Source organism: Gottfriedia acidiceleris, from assembly GCF_050457485.1.
Taxonomy (GTDB): Bacteria; Bacillota; Bacilli; order Bacillales; family Bacillaceae_G; genus Gottfriedia; species Gottfriedia acidiceleris_D.
In genome coordinates this window covers 52,891-79,483 of record NZ_JBCMJM010000009.1, presented here as the reverse complement: position 1 = coordinate 79,483, position 26,593 = coordinate 52,891, and the positions used below count along the sequence as shown (strand labels likewise).

General features: G+C 34.5%; 26 protein-coding genes. 21 read left to right on the top strand and 5 right to left on the bottom strand.

From position 1 onward, the window contains the following. The 3 genes from rpmA (at position 1) to obgE (ending at position 2,390) form a co-directional block, all read left to right on the top strand. Positions 1 to 291: a 50S ribosomal protein L27 gene (rpmA, locus tag ABEY15_RS11100; protein ID WP_025672162.1), complete on the top strand. Its 291-nt coding sequence runs from the start codon at positions 1 to 3 to the stop codon at positions 289 to 291. Between the two features lie 254 nt (positions 292 to 545). After that, positions 546 to 1,088 carry a Spo0B C-terminal domain-containing protein gene (locus ABEY15_RS11095; RefSeq protein ID WP_056472579.1) on the top strand — a complete coding sequence of 181 codons (543 nt, stop codon included), beginning with the start codon at positions 546 to 548 and terminating at the stop codon, positions 1,086 to 1,088. A gap of 15 nt (positions 1,089 to 1,103) precedes the next feature. Further along, entirely contained in the window at positions 1,104 to 2,390 is a 1,287-nt protein-coding gene (obgE, locus tag ABEY15_RS11090) for a GTPase ObgE (RefSeq protein ID WP_429890147.1), read from the top strand. A 480-nt stretch (positions 2,391 to 2,870) separates the two neighbouring features. Here obgE and ABEY15_RS11085 read toward each other — a convergent pair whose 3' ends face one another. Then, positions 2,871 to 3,413: a transcription repressor NadR gene (locus ABEY15_RS11085; protein WP_429890220.1), complete on the bottom strand. Its 543-nt coding sequence runs from the start codon at positions 3,411 to 3,413 to the stop codon at positions 2,871 to 2,873. 8 nt (positions 3,414 to 3,421) lie between these two features. Continuing rightward, positions 3,422 to 4,552 carry an IscS subfamily cysteine desulfurase gene (locus tag ABEY15_RS11080; protein WP_429890146.1) on the bottom strand — a complete coding sequence of 377 codons (1,131 nt, stop codon included), beginning with the start codon at positions 4,550 to 4,552 and terminating at the stop codon, positions 3,422 to 3,424. A 138-nt stretch (positions 4,553 to 4,690) separates the two neighbouring features. Here ABEY15_RS11080 and nadB point away from each other — a divergent pair, with 138 nt between their 5' ends. The 8 genes from nadB to ABEY15_RS11040 all read left to right on the top strand — a co-directional run bounded on the left by nadB (position 4,691) and on the right by ABEY15_RS11040 (position 13,880). Next, positions 4,691 to 6,172, top strand: a complete 1,482-nt coding sequence (nadB, locus tag ABEY15_RS11075) for an L-aspartate oxidase (RefSeq protein ID WP_429890145.1) — start codon at positions 4,691 to 4,693, stop codon at positions 6,170 to 6,172. Positions 6,173 to 6,184: 12 nt separating this feature from the next. Further along, entirely contained in the window at positions 6,185 to 7,012 is an 828-nt protein-coding gene (nadC, locus tag ABEY15_RS11070; protein WP_429890144.1) for a carboxylating nicotinate-nucleotide diphosphorylase, read from the top strand. A 25-nt stretch (positions 7,013 to 7,037) separates the two neighbouring features. Next, positions 7,038 to 8,147, top strand: coding sequence for a quinolinate synthase NadA (nadA, locus tag ABEY15_RS11065; protein ID WP_025569222.1), 1,110 nt, complete (start codon positions 7,038 to 7,040; stop codon positions 8,145 to 8,147). Positions 8,148 to 8,361: 214 nt separating this feature from the next. After that, positions 8,362 to 10,854: a LysM peptidoglycan-binding domain-containing protein gene (locus ABEY15_RS11060; RefSeq protein ID WP_429890143.1), complete on the top strand. Its 2,493-nt coding sequence runs from the start codon at positions 8,362 to 8,364 to the stop codon at positions 10,852 to 10,854. 242 nt (positions 10,855 to 11,096) lie between these two features. Next, complete coding sequence (locus ABEY15_RS11055) at positions 11,097 to 11,870, top strand: YhcN/YlaJ family sporulation lipoprotein (RefSeq protein WP_429890142.1); 774 nt, start codon at positions 11,097 to 11,099, stop codon at positions 11,868 to 11,870. Positions 11,871 to 12,083: 213 nt separating this feature from the next. Continuing rightward, the gene (locus ABEY15_RS11050; RefSeq protein WP_429890141.1) at positions 12,084 to 12,665 is read left to right on the top strand and encodes a TetR/AcrR family transcriptional regulator; all 582 of its coding nucleotides are present in this window, start codon (positions 12,084 to 12,086) and stop codon (positions 12,663 to 12,665) included. A 28-nt stretch (positions 12,666 to 12,693) separates the two neighbouring features. Further along, complete coding sequence (locus tag ABEY15_RS11045) at positions 12,694 to 13,152, top strand: GNAT family N-acetyltransferase (RefSeq protein ID WP_429890140.1); 459 nt, start codon at positions 12,694 to 12,696, stop codon at positions 13,150 to 13,152. Positions 13,153 to 13,370: 218 nt separating this feature from the next. Further along, the gene (locus tag ABEY15_RS11040; protein WP_429890139.1) at positions 13,371 to 13,880 is read left to right on the top strand and encodes a BofC C-terminal domain-containing protein; all 510 of its coding nucleotides are present in this window, start codon (positions 13,371 to 13,373) and stop codon (positions 13,878 to 13,880) included. Positions 13,881 to 13,949: 69 nt separating this feature from the next. Here the strand turns inward: ABEY15_RS11040 and ABEY15_RS11035 are convergent, their stop codons facing one another. Next, entirely contained in the window at positions 13,950 to 14,561 is a 612-nt protein-coding gene (locus tag ABEY15_RS11035) for a GNAT family N-acetyltransferase (protein WP_429890219.1), read from the bottom strand. Between the two features lie 194 nt (positions 14,562 to 14,755). Between ABEY15_RS11035 and ruvA the strand changes: the two genes are divergently transcribed. From ruvA to yajC, 6 genes are all read left to right on the top strand, one after another. After that, positions 14,756 to 15,373, top strand: coding sequence for a Holliday junction branch migration protein RuvA (ruvA, locus tag ABEY15_RS11030; protein WP_098426861.1), 618 nt, complete (start codon positions 14,756 to 14,758; stop codon positions 15,371 to 15,373). A gap of 6 nt (positions 15,374 to 15,379) precedes the next feature. Beyond that, positions 15,380 to 16,381 carry a Holliday junction branch migration DNA helicase RuvB gene (gene ruvB / locus ABEY15_RS11025; protein ID WP_069035164.1) on the top strand — a complete coding sequence of 334 codons (1,002 nt, stop codon included), beginning with the start codon at positions 15,380 to 15,382 and terminating at the stop codon, positions 16,379 to 16,381. Further along, positions 16,378 to 16,575: a DUF2905 domain-containing protein gene (locus tag ABEY15_RS11020; RefSeq protein WP_056472616.1), complete on the top strand. Its 198-nt coding sequence runs from the start codon at positions 16,378 to 16,380 to the stop codon at positions 16,573 to 16,575. The genes ruvB and ABEY15_RS11020 overlap by 4 nt, the downstream gene beginning before the upstream one ends. Before the next feature lie 87 nt (positions 16,576 to 16,662). Beyond that, entirely contained in the window at positions 16,663 to 17,691 is a 1,029-nt protein-coding gene (queA, locus tag ABEY15_RS11015; protein ID WP_429890137.1) for a tRNA preQ1(34) S-adenosylmethionine ribosyltransferase-isomerase QueA, read from the top strand. Between the two features lie 20 nt (positions 17,692 to 17,711). Then, a complete protein-coding gene (gene tgt, locus ABEY15_RS11010; protein ID WP_429890135.1) occupies positions 17,712 to 18,851 on the top strand; it encodes a tRNA guanosine(34) transglycosylase Tgt in 1,140 nt (379 codons plus the stop codon). A gap of 27 nt (positions 18,852 to 18,878) precedes the next feature. Beyond that, positions 18,879 to 19,151 carry a preprotein translocase subunit YajC gene (gene yajC, locus ABEY15_RS11005; protein ID WP_254664636.1) on the top strand — a complete coding sequence of 91 codons (273 nt, stop codon included), beginning with the start codon at positions 18,879 to 18,881 and terminating at the stop codon, positions 19,149 to 19,151. 84 nt (positions 19,152 to 19,235) lie between these two features. Here the strand turns inward: yajC and ABEY15_RS11000 are convergent, their stop codons facing one another. Next, positions 19,236 to 19,619: a TIGR04086 family membrane protein gene (locus tag ABEY15_RS11000; RefSeq protein WP_069035161.1), complete on the bottom strand. Its 384-nt coding sequence runs from the start codon at positions 19,617 to 19,619 to the stop codon at positions 19,236 to 19,238. Positions 19,620 to 19,841: 222 nt separating this feature from the next. Here ABEY15_RS11000 and ABEY15_RS10995 point away from each other — a divergent pair, with 222 nt between their 5' ends. Next, positions 19,842 to 20,492 carry a DUF421 domain-containing protein gene (locus ABEY15_RS10995; protein WP_429890133.1) on the top strand — a complete coding sequence of 217 codons (651 nt, stop codon included), beginning with the start codon at positions 19,842 to 19,844 and terminating at the stop codon, positions 20,490 to 20,492. 516 nt (positions 20,493 to 21,008) lie between these two features. On the opposite strand, the gene spoVB is transcribed toward ABEY15_RS10995, so the two are convergent. Beyond that, positions 21,009 to 22,565 carry a stage V sporulation protein B gene (spoVB, locus tag ABEY15_RS10990; RefSeq protein ID WP_429890132.1) on the bottom strand — a complete coding sequence of 519 codons (1,557 nt, stop codon included), beginning with the start codon at positions 22,563 to 22,565 and terminating at the stop codon, positions 21,009 to 21,011. A 156-nt stretch (positions 22,566 to 22,721) separates the two neighbouring features. Here spoVB and ABEY15_RS10985 point away from each other — a divergent pair, with 156 nt between their 5' ends. The 3 genes from ABEY15_RS10985 to ABEY15_RS10975 all read left to right on the top strand — a co-directional run bounded on the left by ABEY15_RS10985 (position 22,722) and on the right by ABEY15_RS10975 (position 26,580). Further along, positions 22,722 to 23,000, top strand: coding sequence for a post-transcriptional regulator (locus ABEY15_RS10985; RefSeq protein WP_069035158.1), 279 nt, complete (start codon positions 22,722 to 22,724; stop codon positions 22,998 to 23,000). A gap of 102 nt (positions 23,001 to 23,102) precedes the next feature. Then, a complete protein-coding gene (gene secDF, locus ABEY15_RS10980) occupies positions 23,103 to 25,340 on the top strand; it encodes a protein translocase subunit SecDF (RefSeq protein WP_429890130.1) in 2,238 nt (745 codons plus the stop codon). 328 nt (positions 25,341 to 25,668) lie between these two features. Next, positions 25,669 to 26,580, top strand: coding sequence for a cation diffusion facilitator family transporter (locus tag ABEY15_RS10975; protein WP_429890128.1), 912 nt, complete (start codon positions 25,669 to 25,671; stop codon positions 26,578 to 26,580). Positions 26,581 to 26,593 lie beyond the last annotated feature (13 nt).

Below are 26,593 nucleotides of genomic sequence, written 5' to 3'. Positions count from 1 at the left end.
ATGTTAAAATTAAATCTTCAGTTATTTGCTTCTAAAAAGGGAGTAGGTTCTACAAAAAACGGTCGTGACTCAATGTCAAAACGTCTTGGCGCTAAACGTGCTGATGGACAATTCGTAACTGGTGGTTCAATTCTTTACCGTCAACGCGGCACTAAGATTTATCCAGGTGTAAACGTTGGTCGTGGTGGAGATGACACATTATTTGCGAAGGTTGATGGCGTAGTTAAATTCGAACGTTTAGGCCGTGACCGCAAACAAGTAAGTGTATACCCTGTAGCTCAAGAAGCTTAAGAAACTAACTTAGAAACTCTAACCTTTTAGGTTAGAGTTTTTCTGTACTTAAGACATTTTTATTTATAATAAATTACTATTCAACATAAAAAAGTGTTGTTATAGCAACCTCTCAAACAATATGCTCCAAGGACTCGGCATTTTACAAGCTACACACTAGTTTGAGACTTTCAAAATGATCTATCAAATTGCCGAGTCTAACTTTTTTTATTACCTTCATAAATACCAAAAATGTAAACCTATAGGAGAATACAATGCAGGAGAAATGGGACGTTCTAGAGGTATTGAGACATTCACGTCATGATTGGTTAAATCGAATTCAATTAATAAAAGGATATATGGCCACAGGTCAATCTGACCAGCTAGAAGAAACGATTACGAAAATTGTTGCTGATTCTTTGAATGAAGCTAAAATTTGTTCGTTACAAATTCCAGAGTTTGCAGAATTTATCATTACCTATAACTGGAAGCCTCGTACAATTGTACTAGATTATGAAATTTTAGGAGAACCATGTTCGCTTAAAAATTTAGACGAAGTGATGACAGTATGGATTCAAAATTTTTTAGAAAAACTAGAATCTTGGGTACATATTTATGAGGAAAATTTTGTTAGTTTAACAATTGAAATAAATGATAAAACAGTTAGTTTCTTTTTTGACTTCAGAGGTAAACTAACAAAGAAAGAAGATATGTTGAAGTGGATTGTTTCATCATCAAATGACAGCTCAAAAATTAGAATGATGTCATATTTTTGTGAGACAGAAGAGTGCAGTATCGAATTTAAATTGGAAAAATAAAAGAGTGGTGGATTTATGTTTATTGATCAAGTCAAGATATATGTAAAAGGTGGAGACGGTGGAAACGGTATGGTAGCCTTCCGTCGTGAAAAATATGTTCCAAAAGGTGGCCCTGCTGGTGGAGACGGTGGTAGAGGAGCTAATGTTGTATTTAAAGTAGATGAAGGCTTAAGAACATTAATGGATTTCCGTTATAAACGTCATTTTAAAGCTGATCGTGGTCAACATGGTATGTCTAAAAATCAACATGGTAAAAATGCAGAAGATATGATTGTAAAAGTACCACCTGGGACGATCGTAACAGATGCTGATTCAGGTGAATTAATAGCTGACCTTACAATGGATGGTCAAACAGCTATTATTGCAAGAGGAGGCCGTGGAGGCCGTGGAAATAGTCGATTTGCAACGCCTGCAAATCCGGCACCAGAAATAGCTGAAAATGGTGAGCCAGGTAAGGAAAGAGACATTAAATTAGAACTTAAAGTTTTAGCTGATGTTGGATTAGTTGGTTTCCCAAGTGTTGGTAAATCAACATTGCTTTCTGTTGTGAGTTCTGCTAGACCAAAAATCGCTGAATATCATTTTACAACAATTGTGCCTAATTTAGGTGTTGTAGAAACTGAAGATAATCGTAGTTTTGTAATGGCCGATTTACCAGGGTTAATTGAAGGAGCGCATCAAGGTGTTGGACTTGGGCATCAATTCCTACGTCATATTGAAAGAACACGTGTAATTGTTCATGTAATTGATATGTCTGGTCTTGAAGGCAGAGACCCATATGATGATTACTTAACAATTAATCAAGAGCTAAAAGAATATAATTTACGTTTAACTGAACGACCTCAAGTAGTCGTTGCAAATAAAATGGATATTCCAGAAGCTGAAGAAAACTTAATTAAGTTTAAAGAACAAGTTGGAGATGAAGTTCAAATTTTCCCAATTTCTGCGGTAACACGTCAAGGTTTACGTGATTTATTATTTACAGTTGCAGATTTAGTTGAAACAACTCCAGAATTCCCACTTCATGACGAAGAGGAAGATAAACCATTACGAGTTCTATATAAATATCAAAAAGAAGAACCTACTTTTGAGATTACTCGTGAAAGTGATGGAACGTTCGTCGTTAAAGGTGAAGAGCTTGAAAAACTATTCAAAATGACTAACTTTGAACGTGAAGAGTCAATTCGTCGATTTGCACGTCAAATGCGTGGAATGGGGATTGATGAAGCACTACGTCAACGTGGCGCGAAAAATGGAGATATCGTTAAAATTTCTGAATACGAATTCGAATTTATCGATTAATAAATTTCTATATAAAAAGAGGGTGCCCAGCACCCTCTTTTTTTTTATGAATAAATAAATGGCTGCAAATAAGAAGTCTATCTCCGCAAATAAAATTGACACAATCACAATTAAAATTTGAGAATCACAAATAAACTTAGCAAAACAGCAAATAAATTTCCAAGAATCGCAAATAAGATAAAGTTACTAATAAAGGTATTTTGACTTCACATTGTACAAAAATAGGACCCTTTAAAAGATAAAGGAGTAATTTTACTCTAATTATTCCTATTTCGACTAAAAAATTGATTAAAGCTTGCTGGAATGATCAACAACAAGATCGAAAACATCAACTACAATTTAAAGTCTGACTGAGATACCCCTGCTCTACAATAAAAAAAGGATGCCCATATGTCCCCTACTCTGACACATGAGGCAACCCCTTTATAGTTTGAATTAGAGAAATCTACCAATACCTTTTCAATCCACTTAAACCTACAATTATGGCATGTCTACCAAAAAACCTTCATTTTTTAATTGCAAGATCGCACTTTCAAGTTGCTGTTCACTATCTGCTTCTATCGTATGAAGATGTGTTCCATTCGTTAAATTAGAAAGTGGGACAGAGCTAGTTTCTCCCATTTTTTGAAGGAATAAGCTTATATCATATCGGTTCGCAATTTGTAATTGAGCTGTGATATATCCATAGACGGGATGTTCCACCATTACATCCTTAACTGTAACACCGTGATCGACTAATATTACTAGTTCTTTTTGAGTTTCTTCAGCTGTATGGTGACAAATAATTACTTTTCTAATTTTGTCTGTTTCCTTATTAGGATGTATATAAATATAACCTTGTGCAGTTGCTAGTATAGGCTCATTTTTCGCTTTTAAAAGTGTAATATCACCTACAACAACTTGTCGACTAACATTTGCTCTTTTAGCTAAGGAACTGCCTGATAAGGGCGACTCAGACTCCTTTAACCATTGTAAAACTTTCTTTCTTCTTTCTTCCCCTAAAAGTTTTTTATTCATTTTAATTTCCTCGATTAAAAATTTTGATTAATGATTAATTTTAACACAGACGAAAATTTGACTAAGTCTTCTTCTGTTGTCTGTTTCCCGATTGAAACTCTGAAGAATTGTTTTGCTTCATGAGGGTCTCTTCCGATTGCTAACATCGTTTCTGAAGGTTTCTGCATACCAATTGCACAAGCACTTCCCGTTGAAATGGCAAATTGATGTCGATTACATTCAAGCATGACAAACTGACCTTCAAGTCCAATGATCCTCATTCCAATTATATTTGGAATACACTCTCCATCAGAACCTTCAAATTTTACAAGATGTTGAACATCTTGTAATTGTGATTTTAAAACATTTTTTAAATAGTGACATCTCTTTTGCTCTTCGTCTTGATTTTTTATTATATGACCAGCTGCTGTTACGAATGATGCAATTGCTGGGACATTAACAGTACCAGGACGAATCCCACTTTCATGGGATGTACCGGGATAGATAGGTTGACAAGTTAATTTAGGATTTAAATAGAGGGCTCCGATCCCTTTTGGTCCATATAATTTATGACCTGAAATACTAAGACTAGAAATTTCATATTCTGAGACATCTATTGCTATTTTTCCAAATGATTGTACACAATCACAATGTAGTAAAATATTTGATGAATTAAATAAATTTGCAATCTCGGTAATTGGTTGAATTGCTCCAATTTCAGAATTTACATGTTGAAAAATGCCCAATACAGTATCTTCACGAATTGCATTTTCAATCACTTCTAATGAGATAATACCGCTATTTGTAACTGGCAAATAAGAAACTTCATATCCTTGTTCTTCCAGTACTTTTAAATAATTACTAATTGAAGAATGCTCTAATGTTGTGGTTAATATGTGTTTTCCGACTTTTTTTGTACTCTTCAAGAGGGTTTGAATAGCAATTAAATTTGATTCAGTTCCTCCACTTGTAAAGTAAATTGAAGCGGGGCTAGCATTTATAAATCCTGCTAATTGCGTGCGGCATGCTTCAAGTAATAGTGATGCCTTTGAGCCAATATCATGTAAACTTCGCTCATTTCCAAAGTAATTTTTAGAGGCAGTGACAAATGTCTCAATGGCTTCTTCACTCATTGGAGTTGTAGCAGCATAGTCTAAATAAATCAAATTAAAGTCTCCTTTTTTACGCATTAAAAAAAAATTTCTTGTCATTAGTTTAAATATATGTAAATATAGGTGTCAAGACAGCTTTTTTATCTATAAGATAAAATTTAAATAGATGTACTGTAAATGGAGGGGGCAACTATGCGAACTGCAGATGTTGTCATTATTGGCAGTGGAATTGCTGCTTTAATGGCTGCTGAGAAAATTTGTCAGTCTAAAAATGTGATTCTATTCACAAAGAAGAAAATTTGGGACAGCAATTCGATGCTTGCACAAGGTGGAATTGCAGCTGTAATGTCTGATGATGATTCTTGGGAACTTCATAAACAAGATACGCTCGAAGCGGGTTGTAATGTAAATAATATAGAAGCAGTAGAAGAACTAGTAAAGAACGGAACAACGTCTATGAAGGATCTTGTTTCTATTGGCATGGAGTTTGATAAAGATGAATTAGGTCAGTTTCATCTTGGTAGAGAAGGAGCCCATCGGAAAAATAGAATTTTACATTCTGGCGGAGATGCTACTGGAAAGCATTTAGTTGAAACTGTTTATGCTCGGATAAAAGATAAAATAACGATTATTGAACATGAAATGGTTATTGATTTAATCATACAAGATGGAAAATGTAAGGGTGTTTATATACTTAATGAAAATGGTGAATTAGAATCTTGTTTTGCAAACACAACACTTCTGGCAACTGGCGGGATTGGAGCAATGTATCAATTTAGTTCTAATAATAAGGCCATAACCGGAGATGGAATTGCTATGGCATATCGAGCGGGTTGTGAGATGGCTGATTTGGAATTTATTCAATTCCATCCTACCATGCTTTACATTAATGGGGCATGTAAAGGTCTAGTATCAGAAGCTGTTAGAGGTGAAGGAGCTTTTTTAATAACGAAAACTGGTCGTCGCATTATGAAAGGTATTCATCCTTTTGAAGATTTAGCACCAAGAGATGTTGTTAGTAGGGCGATTTTTAATGAAATGCAAAACGGGGAAGAAATCTATTTATCGATCGTAATGATTGATGGATTTGAACAACGTTTCCCAACAATTACTGCCAATCTTCTTAATAATGGAATTGATCTACAAAAAGGATTGATTCCAGTTGTTCCAGGCGCACACTTCCACATGGGTGGGGTAAAGACATCTGCAAATGGAGAAACAACAATTCCAGGATTGTATGCAGCAGGAGAGGTTGCTTGTACAGGTGTGCATGGTGCAAACCGACTTGCTAGTAATTCTTTATTGGAAGGGATTGTGTTTGGTAAAAAGGTTGCGAAATTTATTGCTGACCTTCCTTTAACTAAAATAAATGAGAATCCACCAAAATACATGATACCAAGATTTAGAACGTTACCAACAAAAGATGAAATTAAAGAAATAATGATGGAGTATATCGGTATTGTAAGAAATGAAGACGATTTAAATAAAGCAATCACCTATTTTTCTTACTTCTTAGAGTCTAAAACAGATGATTCACGTCCAATGAACAAAGAGGAAATTGAAAGATACAATATGTTAATTACTGGGAAACTAGTTGCAGAAGCTGCAATAAGAAGAAAAGAAAGCATCGGCTCACATTTTATAGAAAATATAGATCAACCAGCTAATATTTGAGGAGAGAAATTCATGAATACATTAAAAGCTAAAAAAATGATTGAGCAATTTTTACTTGAGGATATTGGAGAAGGGGATCTATCTTCAATTCATATTTTTCCAATGCATGAAAGAACAACTGGAAAAGTACTTGCAAAAGCAGATGGAGTAATTGCGGGTACTGATTTAATCGAAATAACTTATAAATTACTTCATGAAGATATAAAAGTAACATTACACGTTAAAGATGGTGAATCTGTTCAGGCAGGGCAGTTACTTGCAGAAATAGAAGGACCAGTTCAAGTGTTATTATCAGGTGAAAGAGTTATGCTTAATCTTTTACAACGAATGAGTGGGATTGCAACGCTTACTTCAAAAGCAGTTGAAACATTAAACGACGAGAAAATCAAACTTGTCGATACAAGAAAAACGATGCCAGGTTTACGTTTGTTTGATAAGTATGCTGTTACTTGTGGTGGAGGAGCGAACCATCGTTTCGGTTTATATGATGCAGTGATGCTTAAAGATAATCATATTGCTTACGCAGGTTCAATTAAAAATGCTGTTGATTCATTACGAAATAAATTAGGTCATATGGTCAAAATTGAAGTTGAGACTGAAAACAAAGATCAAGTTCTTCAAGCTATTGAAGCTGGTGCAGATGTCATTATGTTTGATAATCGTACGCCAGATGAAATAAAAGACTTCGTTAAGCTTGTTCCAGAAACGATTGTAACGGAAGCTTCTGGTGGAATTACTTTAGATAATTTAGCAAGTTTTCAAAACTGTGGTGTAAATGTTATTTCTTTAGGCTGTTTAACACATTCGGCAAAAGCATTAGATATTAGCTTCTACTTGTAATAAAGTAGGGATTGGAGTGGGGATAATGAACGTTTTAGATATGATACAAAAAAATGAAGGATATCAAATTCCTGATGAGTACTATACATTATCAACTGAGGAAATGGAAAAAAGAGTAAAAGATATAAAAGAGAGATTAGGTGATGCTCTTTTCATTCCAGGTCATCATTATCAAAAGGAAGAAGTTGTAGTTTTCTCAGATTCGACTGGAGATTCACTACAACTTGCTCAAGTTGCTGCTAATAATAAAAAAGCGAAATATATTGTATTCTGTGGTGTACATTTTATGGCAGAGACGGCAGATATTTTAACGGAAGATGAACAGATTGTTATTTTACCTGATATGAGAGCAGGCTGTTCAATGGCAGATATGGCAGATCACCATCAAACTGATCGTGCATGGGTAGAGTTACAGAAGCTATTCGGAGACACAATTTTACCGTTAACATATGTTAATTCAACAGCTGCTATTAAAGCGTTTGTCGGTAGAAATGATGGTGCAACCGTAACATCATCTAATGCTAAAAAGGTTGTTTCGTGGGCTTTCACACAAAAAGAACGTATATTGTTCCTACCTGATCAACATTTAGGTAGAAACACAGCATTTGAATTAGGTGTACCATTAGAGCATATGGCAATTTGGAATCCAATAACGGACACTTTAGAATATGAGGGCGATCTAAATAACATCAAAGTAATACTTTGGAAAGGTCACTGCTCTGTTCATGAGAATTTTACAGTGAAAAATATTGAGAATGTACGAAAAAATCATCCAGATATGAGAATTATTGTGCATCCAGAGTGTTCTAGAGAAGTTGTAGCAGCAAGTGATGACAATGGATCTACTAAATATATTATTGACCAAATTGAAGCTGCTCCTGCAGGAAGTAAATGGGCAATTGGAACTGAGATGAATCTAGTTCAAAGAATTATTAAAAATCATCCTGATAAGGAGATCATTTCATTAAATCCATTTATGTGCCCTTGTTTAACGATGAATCGTATCGATTTACCACATTTATTATGGTCGTTGGAAAATATCGAAAAAGGTAACATCCAAAATATTATTACAGTTGATAAACAAACTGCAAAAGATGCAATTAAGGCATTAGATAAAATGCTTGAGCTTGCTTAAAAATAAAATATCATCAAAAATTTACAATCATTTAGTTCAATCTGGGCTAAATGATTTTTTTATAGAAAAAACAAGAATAAAGTAAATACTTATACAAGCTTACTCGTCATAAATTAAAATACCTTCTATCATAAATACAAATATTCAGACATACATTGTTGTGAGGTACTAATGTACAATCCAACGTAGAGGCAATTGGTCAGGAGGGGAAAAGGTGAGAATTCACATAGTAATAAAGGGCGATACCCTTAAGAGCATTGCTCAAAAATATAACATCGACTATGAAGAGATAGTTAAATTAAATGCCCAACTAAGTAATCCAGATATGATCTATCCTGGCATGAAAATAAAAGTGCCAGAAAGGAGCGAAAAACCAGCTCCATTAGGTTCTAAAAAGGAGGTACAGCTGCCAAAGCCAAGTGTTGCTTTGGAGGTAGAAGAAGGACCAGTTCAACCTGTAGCAGAGACACAACCTGCTGTCATGCCGAATACAAAGCCAATTGATAATAATTTAAATATTAATGTAGAGGTAACACCGACAGTAAAACCTGTAATTCAGGTACCTATTCCACCTGCAAAACCGACTGTATCACCTGCGACGAATAATGCGAATCAACAAGTATCTCCTGTTCAAACTGGAAAACCAAATGCGAACATACCGCAAGTTGTTTCGCCAGTGGCAGTTAAAATTCCGATAAATGATAATAAATTAAATGTGAACACCAAGGGAGGACAAAGCATGTCAGAGAAAAAGAACTACTTCCCAGGATCATTGGTATCTCCGTCAACACCAAGTCCGCAAGTATCTCCTGTGGAAACAGGAAAACCAAATCAACAAGTATCGCCAGTATCAACAGGGAAACCAAATCAACAAGTATCACCAGTAGCAACAGGAAAACCAAATGTGCAAGTATCACCAATAGCAACAGGAAAACCGAATGTGCAAGTATCGCCAGTATCAACAGGAAAACCAAATGCACAAGTATTACCTGTAGCAACAGGGAAACCGAACGCACAAGTATCACCAGTATCAACAGGAAAACCAAATATGCAAGTATCACCAGCAGCAACAGGAAAGCCGAATATGCAAGTATCACCAGCAGCAACAGGGAAACCAAATATGCAAGTATCACCAGTATCAACAGGGAAACCAAATATGCAAGTATCGCCAGCTGCAACAGGAAAACCAAATATGCAAGTATCACCAGCGGCAACAGGAAAACCAAATGCGCAAGTATCACCAGTTGCTACTAATAAAGCCCAAACATTACCAGCATATATGGGGCCAAATAATGCACCACAAACATTGCCAGCATATATGGGGCCGAATGCACCACAAACACTTCCAGCATACGCAGGACCGAATGTACCGCAAACATTACCAGCGTATATGGGACCAAATCCAAATGCAGCTCAAACACTACCAGCATATGTAGGACCAAATCCAAATGCAGCCCAAACATTACCAGCATATATGGGACCAAATCCAAATGCGGCGCAAACATTACCAGCCTATATGGGACCGAATGCACCGCAAACATTACCAGCCTATATGGGACCGAATGCACCGCAAACATTACCAGCATATATGGGACCAAATGAAAACTTCCCACAAACGCTACCAGCATATATGGGGCCAAATGCACCACAAACATTACCAGCATACATGGGACCAAATGCACCACAAACATTACCAGCATACATGGGACCAAATGCACCACAAACATTACCAGCATATATGGGACCAAATGCACCGCAAACACTACCAGCGTATATGGGACCAAACGCTAACTACCCATTTTATCCTCGAGGAGAAGGAGGAGCATTACCAACATTACCGAGTTTTGGAGCTATGCCGATGCTGACAGGAGTAACTGGAGAAGCACCAGGAGCAACTGGAGGAGTGCCGGTAGCGCCAGTAGCGCCAGTAGCGCCAGTGGCACCAGTGGCACCAGTAGCACCAGTAGCACCGCTTCCGCCAACTGCGATGCCTATGCCATTACCAGCACCAGTTCCTACACCATTACCAGCACCAATGCCAGTAAATAATGCGCAAACACTACCTGCATATATGGGACCGAATCCAAATGCAGCTCAAACATTACCGGCATACATGGGGCCGAACGCAAACTTCCCACAAACATTACCAGCATATATGGGACCAAATGAAAACTTCCCAGCAACAATGCCGGCATATATGGGACCAAATGAAAACTTCCCAGCAACACTACCAGCATATATGGGACCGAACGCAAACTTCCCAGCAACAATGCCGGCATATATGGGACCAAATGAAAACTTCCCAGCAACACTACCAGCATATATGGGACCAAACGCAAACTTCCCAGCAACAATGCCGGCATATATGGGACCAAATGAAAACTTCCCAGCAACAATGCCAGCATATATGGGACCAAACGCAAACTTCCCACAAACAATGCCGGCATATATGGGACCAAACGCAAACTTCCCACAAACATTGCCTGCGTATATGGGACCAAATGAAAACTTCCCACAAACATTGCCAGCTATGGACTATCCAAAGTTCCAAGGCGGACCAGTTGTTTCACCGTATGCTGCTGGACCGACACCAATGTATCGTGATGCATCAGAACCTTATTTTGATCCAAATTCGCAATTATTTACTCCTTATGCACAAAATCAATCTTCATACGGAGTGCCATATTTCGAGGAAGATGAACAATAAAGAATTTTATTTTAAAAGGCGATTAATTTCTAGTCGTCTTTTTTTTATTTTAACTATTTCTATACAGGGATTAATTGGAGTCGAAATTAATTTCTAATGTAACAGCCTTTTAAGCCGTTTTTTACTTAAAATGAGTTTCAAACCATCAATTAACAATTTAAAATCCACCTAAAAAGGTAAACCTAACTTTGTAATACAACTTTAGTATTACAATTGGGTGTAATTAAAGGGAGGGTTTTATATTGAATAAAAAAGGACTTATCGTTGCTACAGGTACGGTGCTAACAGCTTTAACATTATCTGCTTGTGGAACAAACAATAATGCCATGAATGACCATAAAAGAAATGTTGGTTATGAAAAAGTAAACTTCAATAGACCGACAAACCCTTATGCTGTTAATTATCGTTATGAAAACGTAAACTATCCTAATAACCAAGATTATTTCACAAAGAAAAATAATCACTACGGAAATGATCGTATAAATGAAGGTTTAAGTAGTGAGTATTCTAATGATGGCGTAATCCATGATGGAACATATGGAAGAAATGTCAACAATATGAATAGAAACTACACGATGGATCAAGTTCGTTATAATAATGATTTAAACACAGCTCCTCTTGTCCCTTATACAAATATTAGTACAAATACTAATATGAATGCAGGTGAACGAAAGTTTGCGGACCAAATTTCTAAACGAGTAGAACAAATGTCAAATGTAGACAAAGCAAACACGGTAGCTGTTGGTGATCAGGTTCTTGTTGCAGTAGATCTAGTAAATAAGAATGTTGATGAAAGTGCATTTAGATCTAAAATCAAAGACGCTTTATCACCATACACAAGTGGTAAAAAAGTATATGTAACATTCGATGGAACAATTAGAAATAATTTAAATAACATTACAAATAATGTTCCAAATGCCACTAAAAATGTATTATACGATACAAAAGAGAATGTTAAACATATGTATCGAAATGTAAAAAATGATGTTAAGGATGCAACTAATCCAAACCGATAAAAATCAATTTTTTACATTGAAAAGGAAGAAGCTCTTGCTTCTTCCTTTTTTAAAGTGTTCAGTTTTAGGGGGGCGTATTTCACCAGGCTTTGTTACTTTTAGTTCTTAGAATAGTTAAATAATTCGTTTGATGAGGGTTAAACAATATGGTAAAGTGATTTTTATATTGACCAAAAGTTCGAAGTGGTCAATTGGTTATTAAGAGAATTTGAGGTGAGTTTTTTGAAAAAGCAAAATATTTTACAAGCTGCCACAAAGTCATTTACCATCTTTGGCTATAAAGCAACTACAATGAGTCAAATCGCAAAACAGGCAAATGTTGGTAAGGGAACGATCTATACTTTCTTTAAAAATAAAGAAGAATTGTTTGATGAAATTATCAATAATTTGATTACTGAAATGAAATTTTTAGCAGAACAATCCATTCGTGATGAAGACTCATTCATCGAAAAAGCACATAAAGGGATTGAAGTTTTTATTGCCTTTCATAATGAACATGAATTAACAATAAAGTTACTTCAGGAACAAAAAGAAATTGGAACGACTATAGTACATGATGCTTTAAAACGATTGAATCATTCAATCATTCTATACATACAGAAAAAAATTGAAGAGGCAATCGCAAAGAAAGAAATTGTTGAATGTGATCCCGAAATAACTGCTTTAGTAATGTTTCGACTTTATACAACACTTAAAATCGAATGGGAGAAAGAGCATGAAGCACTAAGTCCTAAAAAAATTACAGAGTTATTTAACTTTTATATCTTAAATGGTTTATCAATAGGGCAGGATTAAGTGTCAGGGGATTAGGAGGAAAAAAATTTTGATTTTTAAATTAGACAATAAAGATAAAAAAATGGCAACCTCAATTTTAAATGTACAGTTACCTGCATATAAGGTAGAGGCAAAGTTAATCAATTTTGAAGGAATACCACAATTAAAGGACAATGTCGAAAGTATTAGAGATTCCAAAGAAATCTTTATCGGTTATGTGATTGAACATGATTTAAAAGGATTTTTGGCCTATTCAGAAGGCGATAATGAATATCAAATATGTAGATTGGTTGTACATCCTAGTTGCTTTAAGCAGGGAATTGCAAGAAAATTAGTTAATTATTTTTTAAATGAAATTGCCAAAAAGAAAAAGGTAATTGTTTCAACAGGATCAGATAACCTACCAGCCATTAACTTATACAAAACTTCTGGTTTTAAATTCCATAAGAAAATTGAAGTGGCACCTAATTTTTTTATATCGCTATTTGAAAATACATCTGATCATTAAAGATAATATTAAAAAGTAAAAAAGAAGAGATTCTTTTTAATTAGAAAAGATGAGGATCATTAGCTTTCATCCCCCTTTCTTAAAAAGACAACTCTTTAGGTTTTTTTGTTTAAAAGACTAATGGCCACATATAAAAATTTCAAACATCTTGGATAAAGATAAAAGGAATGGTCAAACTAAAAAAGCTTGTATGAATTTGTCTAAAGGAGTGGATGTTTGTGAAAAAGATCATTTTAATATTTGTTTGTTTACTAGCTTTATTAATACCGGCACAAACTGAAACATTGGCAGCTCATAATGATATTCATGATAGTTCTAACAAAAAGGGGATTACAATCATTTTACATAAAGTATATATAAACGGTGAAGTGATTGAGGAAATTTATATTAATCAACACAAAACCCTGGGGCAAGTAAAAAAAGAATTTAAGGGTTGGAAAGTCATAGAAGAAAATGATGATCAAATCGTATTAATGAAAAAAATAAATGATCTTTCACCTACTTTAAAGTCCAAAGGTTATTTAGGAATAAATTCAAATGGATTTTTGAATTTATATATTGGAGCGCCAAGTGGTAATAATATTATTGAATCTTTTTTTCAAATAGATACGAATAAATTAGAAGTAAATAAACAAAAGCAGCTTGAGAAAGGGATTAAAATTTCGACCAAAGATCATTACGATTATCTATTACATTACTTAAAAGAGTATGAAAGAATCGTAAATTGAATATCGGAATTCGACTGTGGTCAATCGGTAATGACTATCTAAATATAAAAAATAATCCACAAAGGTGATTTATTTTCCTTGTGGATTTTTTGTATTTTTATGGTTCAAGTTATTTTTTCTATTTCTATCTTCCTTTTCCGGGGTCCTTTCCCATTCACTTCGCAAAATTGAATAAACATAAGTATCATGCGCTGTACTTCCTTGTATTAAATACTCGCGTAGTAGACCCTCATTCGTAAATCCTATTTTTTCAAGAAGTTTTTGGGAAGGGAGATTTTCTGGATAAACGATTGCTCCAATTCGATTTAGTTGGAGAACATCAAAACCATATGATAATAATGCTTTTAGAGCCTCTGTCGCAAAACCTTTTCTCCAATAGTCTGGATGTAGCTCATAACCAACTTCGGCCCTTTTGTTTCGTTCTTGGTAAGCAGTAAATCCACATGTTCCGATTAATTTGTTTGTTTTATTATCAATCATTCCCCAACGGATGCCATTGCGCGTTTCATACATTTCTCTAAAATAATGAATTACGTCCAATACTTCACTACTATTTTTTAGCGCATCGAGTCCATAATATTTGGTGACATCTTCTCTTGATAAAATATTGAACATACGATTAAGATCAGTGACTTTAATTTCTCTTAAATAAAGTCTCTCTGTAGTTAGAATTGGAAACATGTCCAAATCGAATAGCCTCCCTTTGGATTTTCTTAAGTATCGAGCTTTTAAAATTTTGCTATATTTATTAGTCATTTTTATATAAACTTTTTAGTTAAATCATATGTATAAAATTTTTATTTTCGACAGCCGACTATTTTTTTCCTTCTTCTATCTATGGTACAATGGAATACATGTAAAAAGGGGAGAAAACCATGTACGAATACATAATTGGAAAGATAGAATGGGTTGGACCAGAATATATTGTAATTGATCATAATGGAATTGGCTATCAATTATTTACACCTAATCCATATGTTTTTAGACCTTCAAATGAAATCTTAAAAGTTTATACTCATCATTATGTAAGAGAAGATGTTATGATGTTATATGGTTTTAAAACACTAGATGAACGTACTTTATTTCAAAAATTGTTAAGTGTGTCAGGAATCGGTCCTAAAGGTGCCTTGGCAATTGTTGCGACTGGAGAGCCAAATCAAATTGTTCATGCGATAGAAGAAGAGGACGAAGTATTTTTAACAAAATTTCCTGGTGTAGGTAAAAAGACAGCAAGACAAATGATCCTCGATTTAAAAGGTAAACTTGAAAAAGTCTTTGGAGCAGTTCAAGTCGATTTATTTACTGACCTAGATGCTATTGAAGAGAAAGAAAGTGCGGCATCTTCATTAGATGATGCAATTGAAGCTTTAAAAGCATTAGGCTATGCGGAAAAAGAAGTTAAAAAGATCGTACCGTTATTAAAGAATGAAAAACTTTCAACTGATGAATATATTAAAAAAGCACTTCAATTACTATTGCAAGCTAAGAGGTGATGAAAAATGGATGACCGAATTTTATCAAGTGAAAGTAGTGGCGAGGAATTTGATCAAGAGCTTTCACTAAGGCCTCAATCTTTAAGGGAATATATAGGGCAAGATAAAGTTAAAAAGAATTTGCAAGTTTTTATTGAAGCGGCAAAAATGCGAAATGAGTCTTTAGATCATGTTCTATTATACGGTCCTCCTGGATTAGGTAAAACCACTTTAGCAGCAATTATTGCGAATGAACTAGGTGTTGGATTCAAAACGACTTCAGGACCAGCGATTGAACGTCCTGGAGATTTAGCAGCTATTTTGACTTCACTTCAACCAGGTGATGTATTATTTATTGATGAAATTCACCGACTGCCTCGAACAGTAGAAGAAGTACTTTACCCAGCAATGGAAGACTTTTTCTTTGATATCGTAATTGGAAAAGATGCAACTGCTAGGTCGGTAAGAATTGATTTGCCACCATTTACGTTAATAGGTGCAACAACTAGAGCAGGTCTTCTTTCTTCACCACTTAGAGATCGTTTTGGAGTATTAAATCGGTTAGAATTTTATACAGTTGAACAGCTAGCATTGATCGTAAAAAGAACAGCGGAGTTATTTGGAATGGAAATTGAAAATGACGCTGCTTTAGAGGTAGCTAGAAGGTCTCGAGGTACACCTCGAATTGCAAACCGTTTATTACGAAGGGTTAGAGATTTTGCTCAGGTTCAAGGGAGTGGAATCATTACCTTTGAAATAGCAAAAGACTCTTTAATTCAAATGCAGGTTGATGAAGCGGGTCTAGACCATATCGATCATAAATTGTTACTAGCTATTATTGAGCGATTTAAAGGCGGTCCTGTTGGGGTTGATACAATTGCAGCTTCGATTGGTGAAGAGTCACAAACGATTGAAGATGTATATGAGCCATATTTACTACAAATTGGATTTCTTCAGCGGACTCCTAGGGGACGAATTGTTACTGATTTAACATACAAACATTTCGGGTTGCAGGTGCCGGAGCAATGATTGATTTGTCAAAAATTTTAATTACGTTAGGAATTATCTTATTAGTTGTTGGATTGTTTATTCGATTTGTAGGGAAACTTCCGGGCGATATTTTTATAAAAAAAGGAAATGTATCGTTTTACTTTCCGATTGTAACATGTATTATCATAAGTATTTTACTTTCACTTATTTTTTCACTATTTGGGAGAAAATAAATGAGTAGGAATAAATAGAGTTTGGAAAAGGGAATTGTAGATAACCTCCCTTTGTCCTTACTCCTGAATTTTATGAGGTGTATAGAAATGGATGTAAATTTATTTGATTTTGATTTACCTGAAGAATTGATTGCTCAGACTCCTTTGTTGGACCGAGAAGCATCGAGACTGATGGTATTACATAAAGAGTCTGGAAATGTAGAGCATAAACAGTTTCCAGATGTGTTAGATTATTTACAAGAGGGCGACTGTTTAGTTTTAAATGAAACAAAAGTCATGCCTGCTAGATTATTTGGTGTGAAAGAAGATACAGGTGCTCAAATTGAAGTATTATTACTTCAACAAGAAGAGCAGGATGTATGGGAAACATTAGTTAAGCCAGCTAAAAGAGTAAAAGAAGGTACAATCATTTTATTTGGAGATGGAAGATTAAAGGCAGAATGTGTAGGTTCTAGTGATCAAGGTGGAAGAAAATTAAAATTCCAATACGATGGGATTTTTTATGAGATCTTAGACCAACTAGGTGAAATGCCACTTCCTCCATATATTAAAGAAAAATTAGAAGATAAAGATCGTTATCAAACTGTATTCGCAAAAGAAATTGGTTCAGCGGCGGCACCTACGGCAGGTTTACATTTTACAAAAGAACTCTTAGCTAAAGTTCAAGAAAAAGGTGTAAAGTTAGCATTTATTACGTTGCATGTAGGTTTAGGTACATTTAGACCGGTAAGTGTAGAATCTATTGAAGAACATGATATGCACTCGGAATACTACTATATGTCTGATGAAACGGCTAAACTGTTAAATGAAACGAAAGCAAACGGTGGTAGAATTATTACTGTTGGAACAACTTCTACTCGCACAGTTGAAACAATTGCTACAGCTAATAAAGGTAAGTTTGAAGGGGCTAGTGGTTGGACGTCTATCTTCATTTTCCCAGGATATAGATTTATGGGAATTGACGGGATGATTACGAACTTCCATTTACCAAAATCAACATTAATTATGCTAATTAGTGCTTTAGCTGGAAGAGAACCAGTTTTATCTGCTTATAAAGAAGCAGTAGAGCAAAAATATCGCTTTTTTAGCTTTGGCGATGCAATGTTAATACTTTAAGAACTGAAAGGAATCGAAAAATGACAGCAATTCGTTATGAACATATCAAAACTTGTAAGCAAACAGGTGCGAGATTAGGAATTGTCCATACTCCACATGGTTCATTTGAAACTCCAGCATTTATGCCTGTTGGAACTTTAGCCACTGTTAAAACAATGTCTCCTGAAGATTTAAAAGCAATGGGATCAGGTATTATTTTAAGTAATACTTACCATTTATGGTTAAGACCTGGACATGAGATTATTAAAAAAGCTGGTGGCTTACATAAATTTATGAACTGGGATCGTGCAATCTTAACAGATTCAGGAGGATTCCAAGTATTTAGCTTAAGTCAATTCCGAAAAATTGAAGAAGAAGGCGTACATTTCAGAAATCACTTAAATGGTGATAAATTATTCCTTTCACCAGAAAAGGCGATGGAAATTCAAAATGCATTAGGTTCTGATATTATGATGGCGTTTGATGAGTGTCCACCATACCCTGCTGAGTATGATTACATGAAACGCTCAGTTGAGAGAACTAGCAGATGGGCAGAGCGTTGTTTAAATTCTCACCAAAGACCAGAGGATCAAGGATTATTTGGTATTGTACAAGGTGGAGAATACGAAGAACTTCGTAAACAATCCGCAAGAGACTTAGTTTCTTTAGATTTCCCAGGCTATGCAATTGGCGGATTATCTGTTGGTGAGCCAAAGGATGTAATGAATAGAGTTTTAGAATTTACAACTCCTTTACTACCAACGGATAAACCAAGATATTTAATGGGTGTAGGTTCTCCTGACTCATTAATTGATGGCGCAATTCGAGGAGTGGATATGTTTGACTGCGTACTTCCAACTCGTATCGCTCGAAATGGTACATGTATGACTAGTGAAGGTCGATTAGTAATTAAGAATGCAAAATATGCAGAGGACTATACTCCACTTGATCCTAATTGTGATTGTTATGCATGCAAAAACTATACACGAGCATATATCCGTCATTTAATCCGATGCGAAGAGACGTTTGGAATGCGTTTGACTACTTACCATAACTTACATTTTCTGTTACAATTAATGGAACAAGTTCGCCAAGCAATCCGCGAAGACCGTTTAGGTGATTTCCGAGAAGAATTTTTTGAACAATACGGTTTTAATAAGCCGAACGCTAGGAACTTCTAAAATTTACATATTGAAAGGAAGATTAAGATGGGTAATGGTTTAATGGGGATTTTACCTCTAATATTAATGTTCATAGTTTTCTACTTCTTACTAATCCGTCCACAACAAAAACGTCAAAAGCAAACAGCTGCTATGCAAGCTGGAATTAGCAAAGGCGATATGGTTGTAACAATCGGTGGATTACATGGTTTAGTTGATGCTGTTAACGAAGAAAATAATACAATTACTTTAAAAACTGCTGATGGATCACGTATGGTATTTGAAAAAAACGCAATTCGTGAAACAAGAACACAAGCTTAATTTTTGATTAATTGTATCGTAAGAAACGCTAGTTCCATTATGGAAACTAGCGTTTTGTTTATTTTGAAAGAAATTTAAATTAAGTCATTTATTATAAGATTTATTACTTGCTGCATTCACTCCAAAAATTGACCCTAACATACAAACACCTAAGAAGATCCCATGATACATTATTTGTTCCTGTGAAAAAGTTCGATCATAGCCAAGAAACTGTACAAAAAATACAAAAATAGAATACGCTCCACTCGTTAATAATCCAAGAATCCAACCTTTTTCTTTCCCTTTAGCACCTGTAACAAAACCACCAATTAACATAACGATAAATGATAGGATAAGAGTTGTTGTTGTAACACTTGCTTCTGTAAGTGAAGTTAGTTTAAGTAATAATGATAAAATCAAACTAATTGACAATACTAATAATAGAATAGTTAAAAAGCCAAAAGAGACAGCTACAGCTGTTTTTTTCATTCATATTCCCCCTTGTACACTCTTTTAATACAAGCATATTCATGAGATGAATTTTTAGAATACTTATAGAGCAATTAGAAATAGTAAAATTATGAACAAAATTCTACTATTATTTTCTTTATGGAAAATTAGTTGTATTTGGACTCATATTTTAGGTGTTAAGCGCTAGCAGAAGAATATTTTTTTTAAAATCAACAAGTTTTGGATGTGAGGGTAAGTAAAATGGAATTAGGTTCTATGACGATTCGTACCATTTTAATTTATTTAATTATTGCATTTTTCTTTCGGTTAATGGGAAAAAGAGAAATTGGAGAGTTAAGCTTATTAGATTTAGTTGTTTATATTCTGTTAACTGAAATAGCAGCTATCGGCATTGAAACCCACAATGAACCGATTATAAAAGTGATTTATCCAATGTTTTTAATTGTGGTTATACAAATAATTTTTTCACTAATCTCGTTGAAAAGTGTTATGTTCAGAAAAATATTGGATGGACACCCAGTATTGATAATTAGTAAGGGAAAAGTACTAGAGAAAGAAATGAAAAAACAGAGATATACATTTGATGATTTATTACTACAACTTAGAGAGAAGGACATTGGAGATGTAAGAGATGTCGATTATGCAATACTAGAGCCTACAGGGAAATTGTCAATATTTAAAAAGGAAATAAACGGTGATATAAATTATAGTTCACTTACATTTCCACTAATATTAGACGGTGTCGTACAAGAAGATAATTTAAATCAGTACCATAAAGATAAAAAATGGTTATTAGAGCAGTTGAAAATCCATGGTTATGATGATTTTAAACAAGTATCTTATTGTAGCTTACGAGGCGGAGAAATATTTTTTGATAAGAAAGACGTATAACGAAGGATTTTAGAGATAACTGTATCCAGAAGTGGAAAGAACAGTAAATATTGCGGTCATAGTGTTGAAATACTTTAGAGTCAATATGAAAAGTATGAACACTATGTTTAACATGGTACATAAAGTTTCTGATTCTCATTGATTAAGTAGTTTTTTTACATTTTTAATTGAATTAATGTTATTTCGCTGAAAAAATTATTTAAACCTTTTTTCTACTAAAATAGTCTATATAGGGCATTTCTTATATTAATGATTTTTCTTATGATTTAAAGTGTAATTTTTATATTTGAAGAGTTGATTGGAACGAAGGGATGCTCGACTCCTATGGGAGATGCAGGAAGGGTGAGACCCCGCAGGAACGAGGAGGCTCAGTTCATGCCCCATGGAAAGCGAGCATCCCGTAGTGGAAATTAACAGGACATTTAAATTTAATTGACAAGGTTGTTTTTCAACAACGTGAAACCACAAAGTACATTAATTACTTTGTGGTTTTGTTATGGTCTATTCTATTGTCAATTATCTTGTAATTAGCTTTTTAAAGAATGGGATTCGGATGATCTCATCTTTCTTAACTAAGTTAAATAATAGTATTAATAAGATATACATTAATGTAACTACAGAAATACTTGCTAAGGTTTGTGCTAATAATGAAGATGAAAAAACTACATATTCTTTGATGAATTTTCCGACATAAATACAAATTCCTAAAATGATTAGACAATAAACATAATCCTTAACAAAAATTGAAAAGTTGATGGCCTTTAATACAGTGAAATAGTGAAGAACTGTTATCGTTACAATACTAATATTCATAGCTAAGGCAACACCGTTAATACCGAACTTTGGATTTGTAGCCAGTAATAAAATACTAGCGATTTTAACGACTGAACCGACAAAGCTATTAATCATAGCTGAATTTGCAAGATTAAGTGCCTGCAAAACAGCTTGTAGTGGTCCTTGGAAATAGTAAAAAATAAAGCAAGGTGCTAAAAGTAATATAAAATTCGTAGCTTGGTCACTTTTGTACATTAGTGTTAAAATCGGTGAAGCAAATACGTATAAAATGACAACGGACCAACCACCAGCGATCATTGAGTAGCGTAGTGCTTGCTGCAATCTTCTTTCAACAGTTACACGATCTTTTTTGGCCATTGCTTCACTAATCGCTGGCACAAGTGAAGTAGATAGTGCATAAGTAATAAACGCTGGTAAAAGTAATAGAGGTAAAGCGTATCCCGCAAGTAATCCATATTGTTTAGTTGCAACAGCTGCGGTTACCCCTGCAATCGCTAAACTTTGTGAGACAACGATTGGTTCTAAAAACATTGAAATTGAACCAATTAAACGACTTCCAGTTGTTGGTAATGCAATACTTAATAGGTCGCTAAGCGTTTTTCTTCCATCTTTAATATTGTTCTTAAATCCTGAAATGAACTTTGCATTTTTTTCTTTCTTAAAAACATAAAGCATATAAATTAAAGAAGCTAATTCTCCTAATACAGAAGAGATAATGGCGCCACTAGCGGCAAATTCAACTCCATATGGTAAAAAAGTTTTAGTACAAACTGCAACTAGTACTATACGAACAACTTGTTCAATAACTTGGGAAAAGGAAGAAGGTCGCATATTCTGTACGCCTTGAAAATATCCACGTAAAACTGATGAGATTGCGATAATTGGAACAACTGGAGCGATGGCAATTAATGGGTACATAGTCCTTTCATCCGTTAATAAGTTTCTAGCGATGAAAGGGGATAAAAAGATCATGGCTGTAGTAAAAATAATACTTAATATGCCAGTTATTGACATTGAAACAGCTAAAATCTTTTTTATACGATCTTGTCTATTTTGAGCAACTGCTTCTGCAATTAATTTTGAGATGGCAATTGGTAGGCCGAGCTGTGTAAGCGTCATGACCAAAAATAGTGTCGGGACTGCCATCATAAATAATCCTACGCCTTCTTCACCCATAATTCTTGCTACAACAATTCGATTAAAAAATCCTAATATTCTTGTGATGAACCCTGCAATAAGTAAAAAAAACGTTCCTCTTAAAAACGTTTGCTTTGTCATTACTTTTACCACCTTCTCAAACAGCCTAGAATGATTTACAATTATATATATGCTAGAAATGTAGGCAAGCATGACAAGTTAGTTCAACATCTAGGAAATGAATGTGAAGGTCTAAAATCATTTTTCTAAAAATACAGAAAATTAGGGGGGAAGAGTATGTCGACTTTTCATCAACAAGCTGCAGAATTTAAACCTAAGCTACAGGTAGTAATTGAAAGTAAACTGGATGAATTTAGAATGCTTGGATTCGATACTGTCAGTGAGGATGACTTATGGGAATGCCTCGAAAGAACCTTATGGCGAAAGAAAGAGGACGAACCAAAGCTTTTTCAACTGGTAGAAGACATACTCTCATTAACTGTAAACGATTATATGAATTATATTCGAATCGAAGCATTTAAATCACCTACTTGGCAGTTTGGGGAGTCAGTTTAACCATTAATTGACAATAAAAAAATTGCATTTGTATAATATAAGAATGAAAACATACCATTTTCGTACTAGAACTTGAACTAGTTAGAGGAGGAAATTTACAACATGGTGAAGCGTAACAGAATTGTTGCCTTCTTCTTAATTATTGCTGTATTAGCAGCAGTAATCGGCACAACTGTATTTGGTACCGCGAAAAATATTAAGCTTGGTCTGGATTTACAGGGCGGCTTTGAGGTACTTTACAAAGTTAAGCCGATTAAGAAAGGCGACAAAATTAACAAAAATGTTTTAGTAAGTACAGCAAAAGCTCTTGAAAAACGTGTAAACGTATTAGGAGTAAGTGAACCAAACATTCAAATCGAAGGGAAAGATCGTATTCGTGTACAATTAGCTGGTGTAAAAGATCAAGCTAAAGCACGTGATATTCTTTCTACGGAAGCGAACTTAACAATTCGTGACGTAAATGATAAGGTTCTAATGACTGGAGCGGATTTAAAAGAAGGCGCTTCAAAGCAAACATTTGACCAAATGGGTAAACCTAGTGTATCAATCACGTTTAAGGATGCTAATAAGGTTAAAGATGTTACAAGTAAAGTATTAAAAATGGGTGCCCCAAATAATATGATGGTTATTTGGTTAGATTTCAAAGATGGAGAAGACTCTTTCAAAAAGGAATCTGCAAAAGCAAAGCCTAAATTCTTATCTGCAGCTAGTGTAAATCAAGTATTTACCGACGATTCACTTTCTATTGTTGGTTCTACATTTACAGTTGAAAGTGCAAAAGAACTTTCAGATTTATTAAATGCAGGGGCTCTTCCAGTACACCTTGAAGAAATGTATTCAACATCAATCGGTGCAAAATTTGGTACAGATGCTCTACATGAAACAATTTTTGCTGGAATTATTGGTGTATCAGTTATTTTCTTATTTATGCTTTATTTCTATCGCTTACCAGGTTTAATCGCAAGCATCATGTTAATGGCTTATACTTACGTAACATTACTTGTATTTGACGGCATGAATGCGGTATTAACACTTCCAGGTATTGCGGCATTAATACTTGGTGTTGGTATTGCGGTTGATAACAACATTATTACTTTTGAGAGATTGAAGGACGAGCTAAAACTAGGAAAATCAGTTGCATCTGCATATCGTGCAGGTAATCAGCGTTCATTTGGAACGATTTTTGATGCTAATATTACTACTTTACTTGCTGCTGTAGTATTGTTCTCATTCGGTACAAGCTCAGTAAAAGGATTTGCAACAAGTTTAATTGTTAGTATTTTAGTAAGCTTTTTAACTGCAGTATTCGGTACTCGTTTATTACTTTCTTTATTAGTTCAAAGTCGTTACTTAAATAATAAGAAAACATGGTTTGGTATTAAACAAAGTGAAATTCTTGGTTTAAATCATAACTTAGCACATCCTCCTACAAAATATGATAAAGTCGATTTTGTAAGCGTTGGTCGAAAATTTGTTTATTTATCAATCGTTACAGTAGTTGTCGGGGTTATTATACTTTCTATTTTCCGATTAAATTTAGGAATTGATTTTGCAAGTGGTACACGTGTAACATTTGAATCAAAATCAGCTGTTACAAAACAAGTTGTTAATGATGAAATTTCAAAAATGAACTTGAAGCCTGAAAGTATTACTGTTTCTACAAATGATGCAAAAACAGGTTCAATCGTATTTAAAGGTGTATTAACAAAAGATCAGATTAATGATTTGAAAAAGGATTTTACAACTAAATTTGGGGTAGAACCAAACGTAAGTACTGTTGATCCAGTTGTTGGTAGAGAATTAGCAGCTAATGCTATTAAAGCATTAATTATCGCATCAGCAGGTATTATTCTTTATGTATCATTACGTTTCCAATTCTCATATGCAATTGCTTCAGTAATTGCCCTACTACATGATGCATTCTTCATTGTTGTAGTATTTAGTATTTTTAGATTAGAAGTAGATATCACTTTCATCGCAGCGGTTCTAACGATTGTTGGTTATTCGATTAATGACTCGATCGTTACATTTGACCGAGTTCGTGAAAATATGAAGCTAAAGAAGAAAATTCGTTCTAGAGAAGAATTGAAACAAGTCGTAAATGAATCAATTCGTCAAACTTTAGGCCGATCTGTTAAAACAGTTCTTACTGTACTATTAGCAGTACTTGCATTGCTTTTATTCGGAAGTCATGCAATTCTTAACTTCTCACTTGCATTATTAATAGGCTTAGTTGTTGGAACATATTCTTCAATCTTTATCGCTTCACAAATTTGGTTATTTATTAAAGGTCGCCAACTTGATAAAAACCAAGTAATCGATGTTGAAGAAGCTAAATAAATTAAAAAGAGTATAAGCTCATGCTTATACTCTTTTCAGTGTGTAGATAAAGTCCAAAAAACCTGAGTTTCAGACTGATTGCAAGCGCTTGTCTTTCAAGGCGCGAAGTCTGGTGAGGAGCGGAGTTACCCTAGACGGTAATGAGCACCGCAGACAGGCGAAGCAACGAAGAAAGCGAGCGTTTGACGGGCAGTCTAAAAAAGAGTATAGGCTCATGCTTATACTCTTTTTTGTATTAAATTCATTATGATTTGAAGATACTAATATAATGTGTTAATAATGATAAGTTTATTTTTTAGAGTAAGAAAAAGGGAAGTAGGTAAAGTATATGGAACAGGAAGAGCGTTATAAGGAAGCCAAGAAAGGGGCTTACATTGGAATATATGGAAATTTACTTCTAGCAATTGTTAAAGCAATTATAGGATATATTGGAAATAGTAAAGCGTTAATGGCCGATGCAGTACATTCAGCGTCAGATGTGGTCGGTTCGCTAGCAGTTTTATTTGGTTTAAGAGCTGCTAAAATGCCACCGGACGAGGACCATCCTTATGGCCATGGTAAAGCTGAATCAATCGCTGCAATTATTGTTGCTGTACTATTATTTATCGTTGGAATTGAAATAACTAAATCTTCTATAACTGCATTTTTTAAGCCCGTGCATCCACCAGAGCTAATCGCTTTATTAGCAGCTTTTATATCTATATTTTTAAAAGAATGGATGTTTCGCTATAAATATGCTTTAGGGAAAAGGTTAAATAGTGATGCAATCATCGCTAATGCATATGAACATCGCTCTGATGTATACTCATCTGCTGCAGCTATGGTTGGTATTGGTATTGCAATTCTTGGTACTAAATTTAATATGCCAGTACTTTTATATGCAGACCCTGCAGCTGGTCTTATTGTAGCTATTATGATTTTAAAAATGGCCTGGGATATTGGAGCAGAATCAATACATACGACAATGGATCATGTCCTTCATGAAGAAGATATTGAACCATATAAAGAAATCGTTAGGAACGTAGAAGGTGTTAAAGAGATAAATTCTCTCTATGCAAGAGAACACGGCTATTATGTCATAATCGATATAAAAGTCTCTGTAGATCCATATATAACGGTTGAAGAAGGACATAAGATCGGTAAAAATGTTAAAGCAAAGTTGATGGAACAAAAAGATGTGGAAAATGTATTTGTCCATATTAATCCATATAATGATAAAAATAACTCTTTCATCCAATAAGTTTACTTTAGTA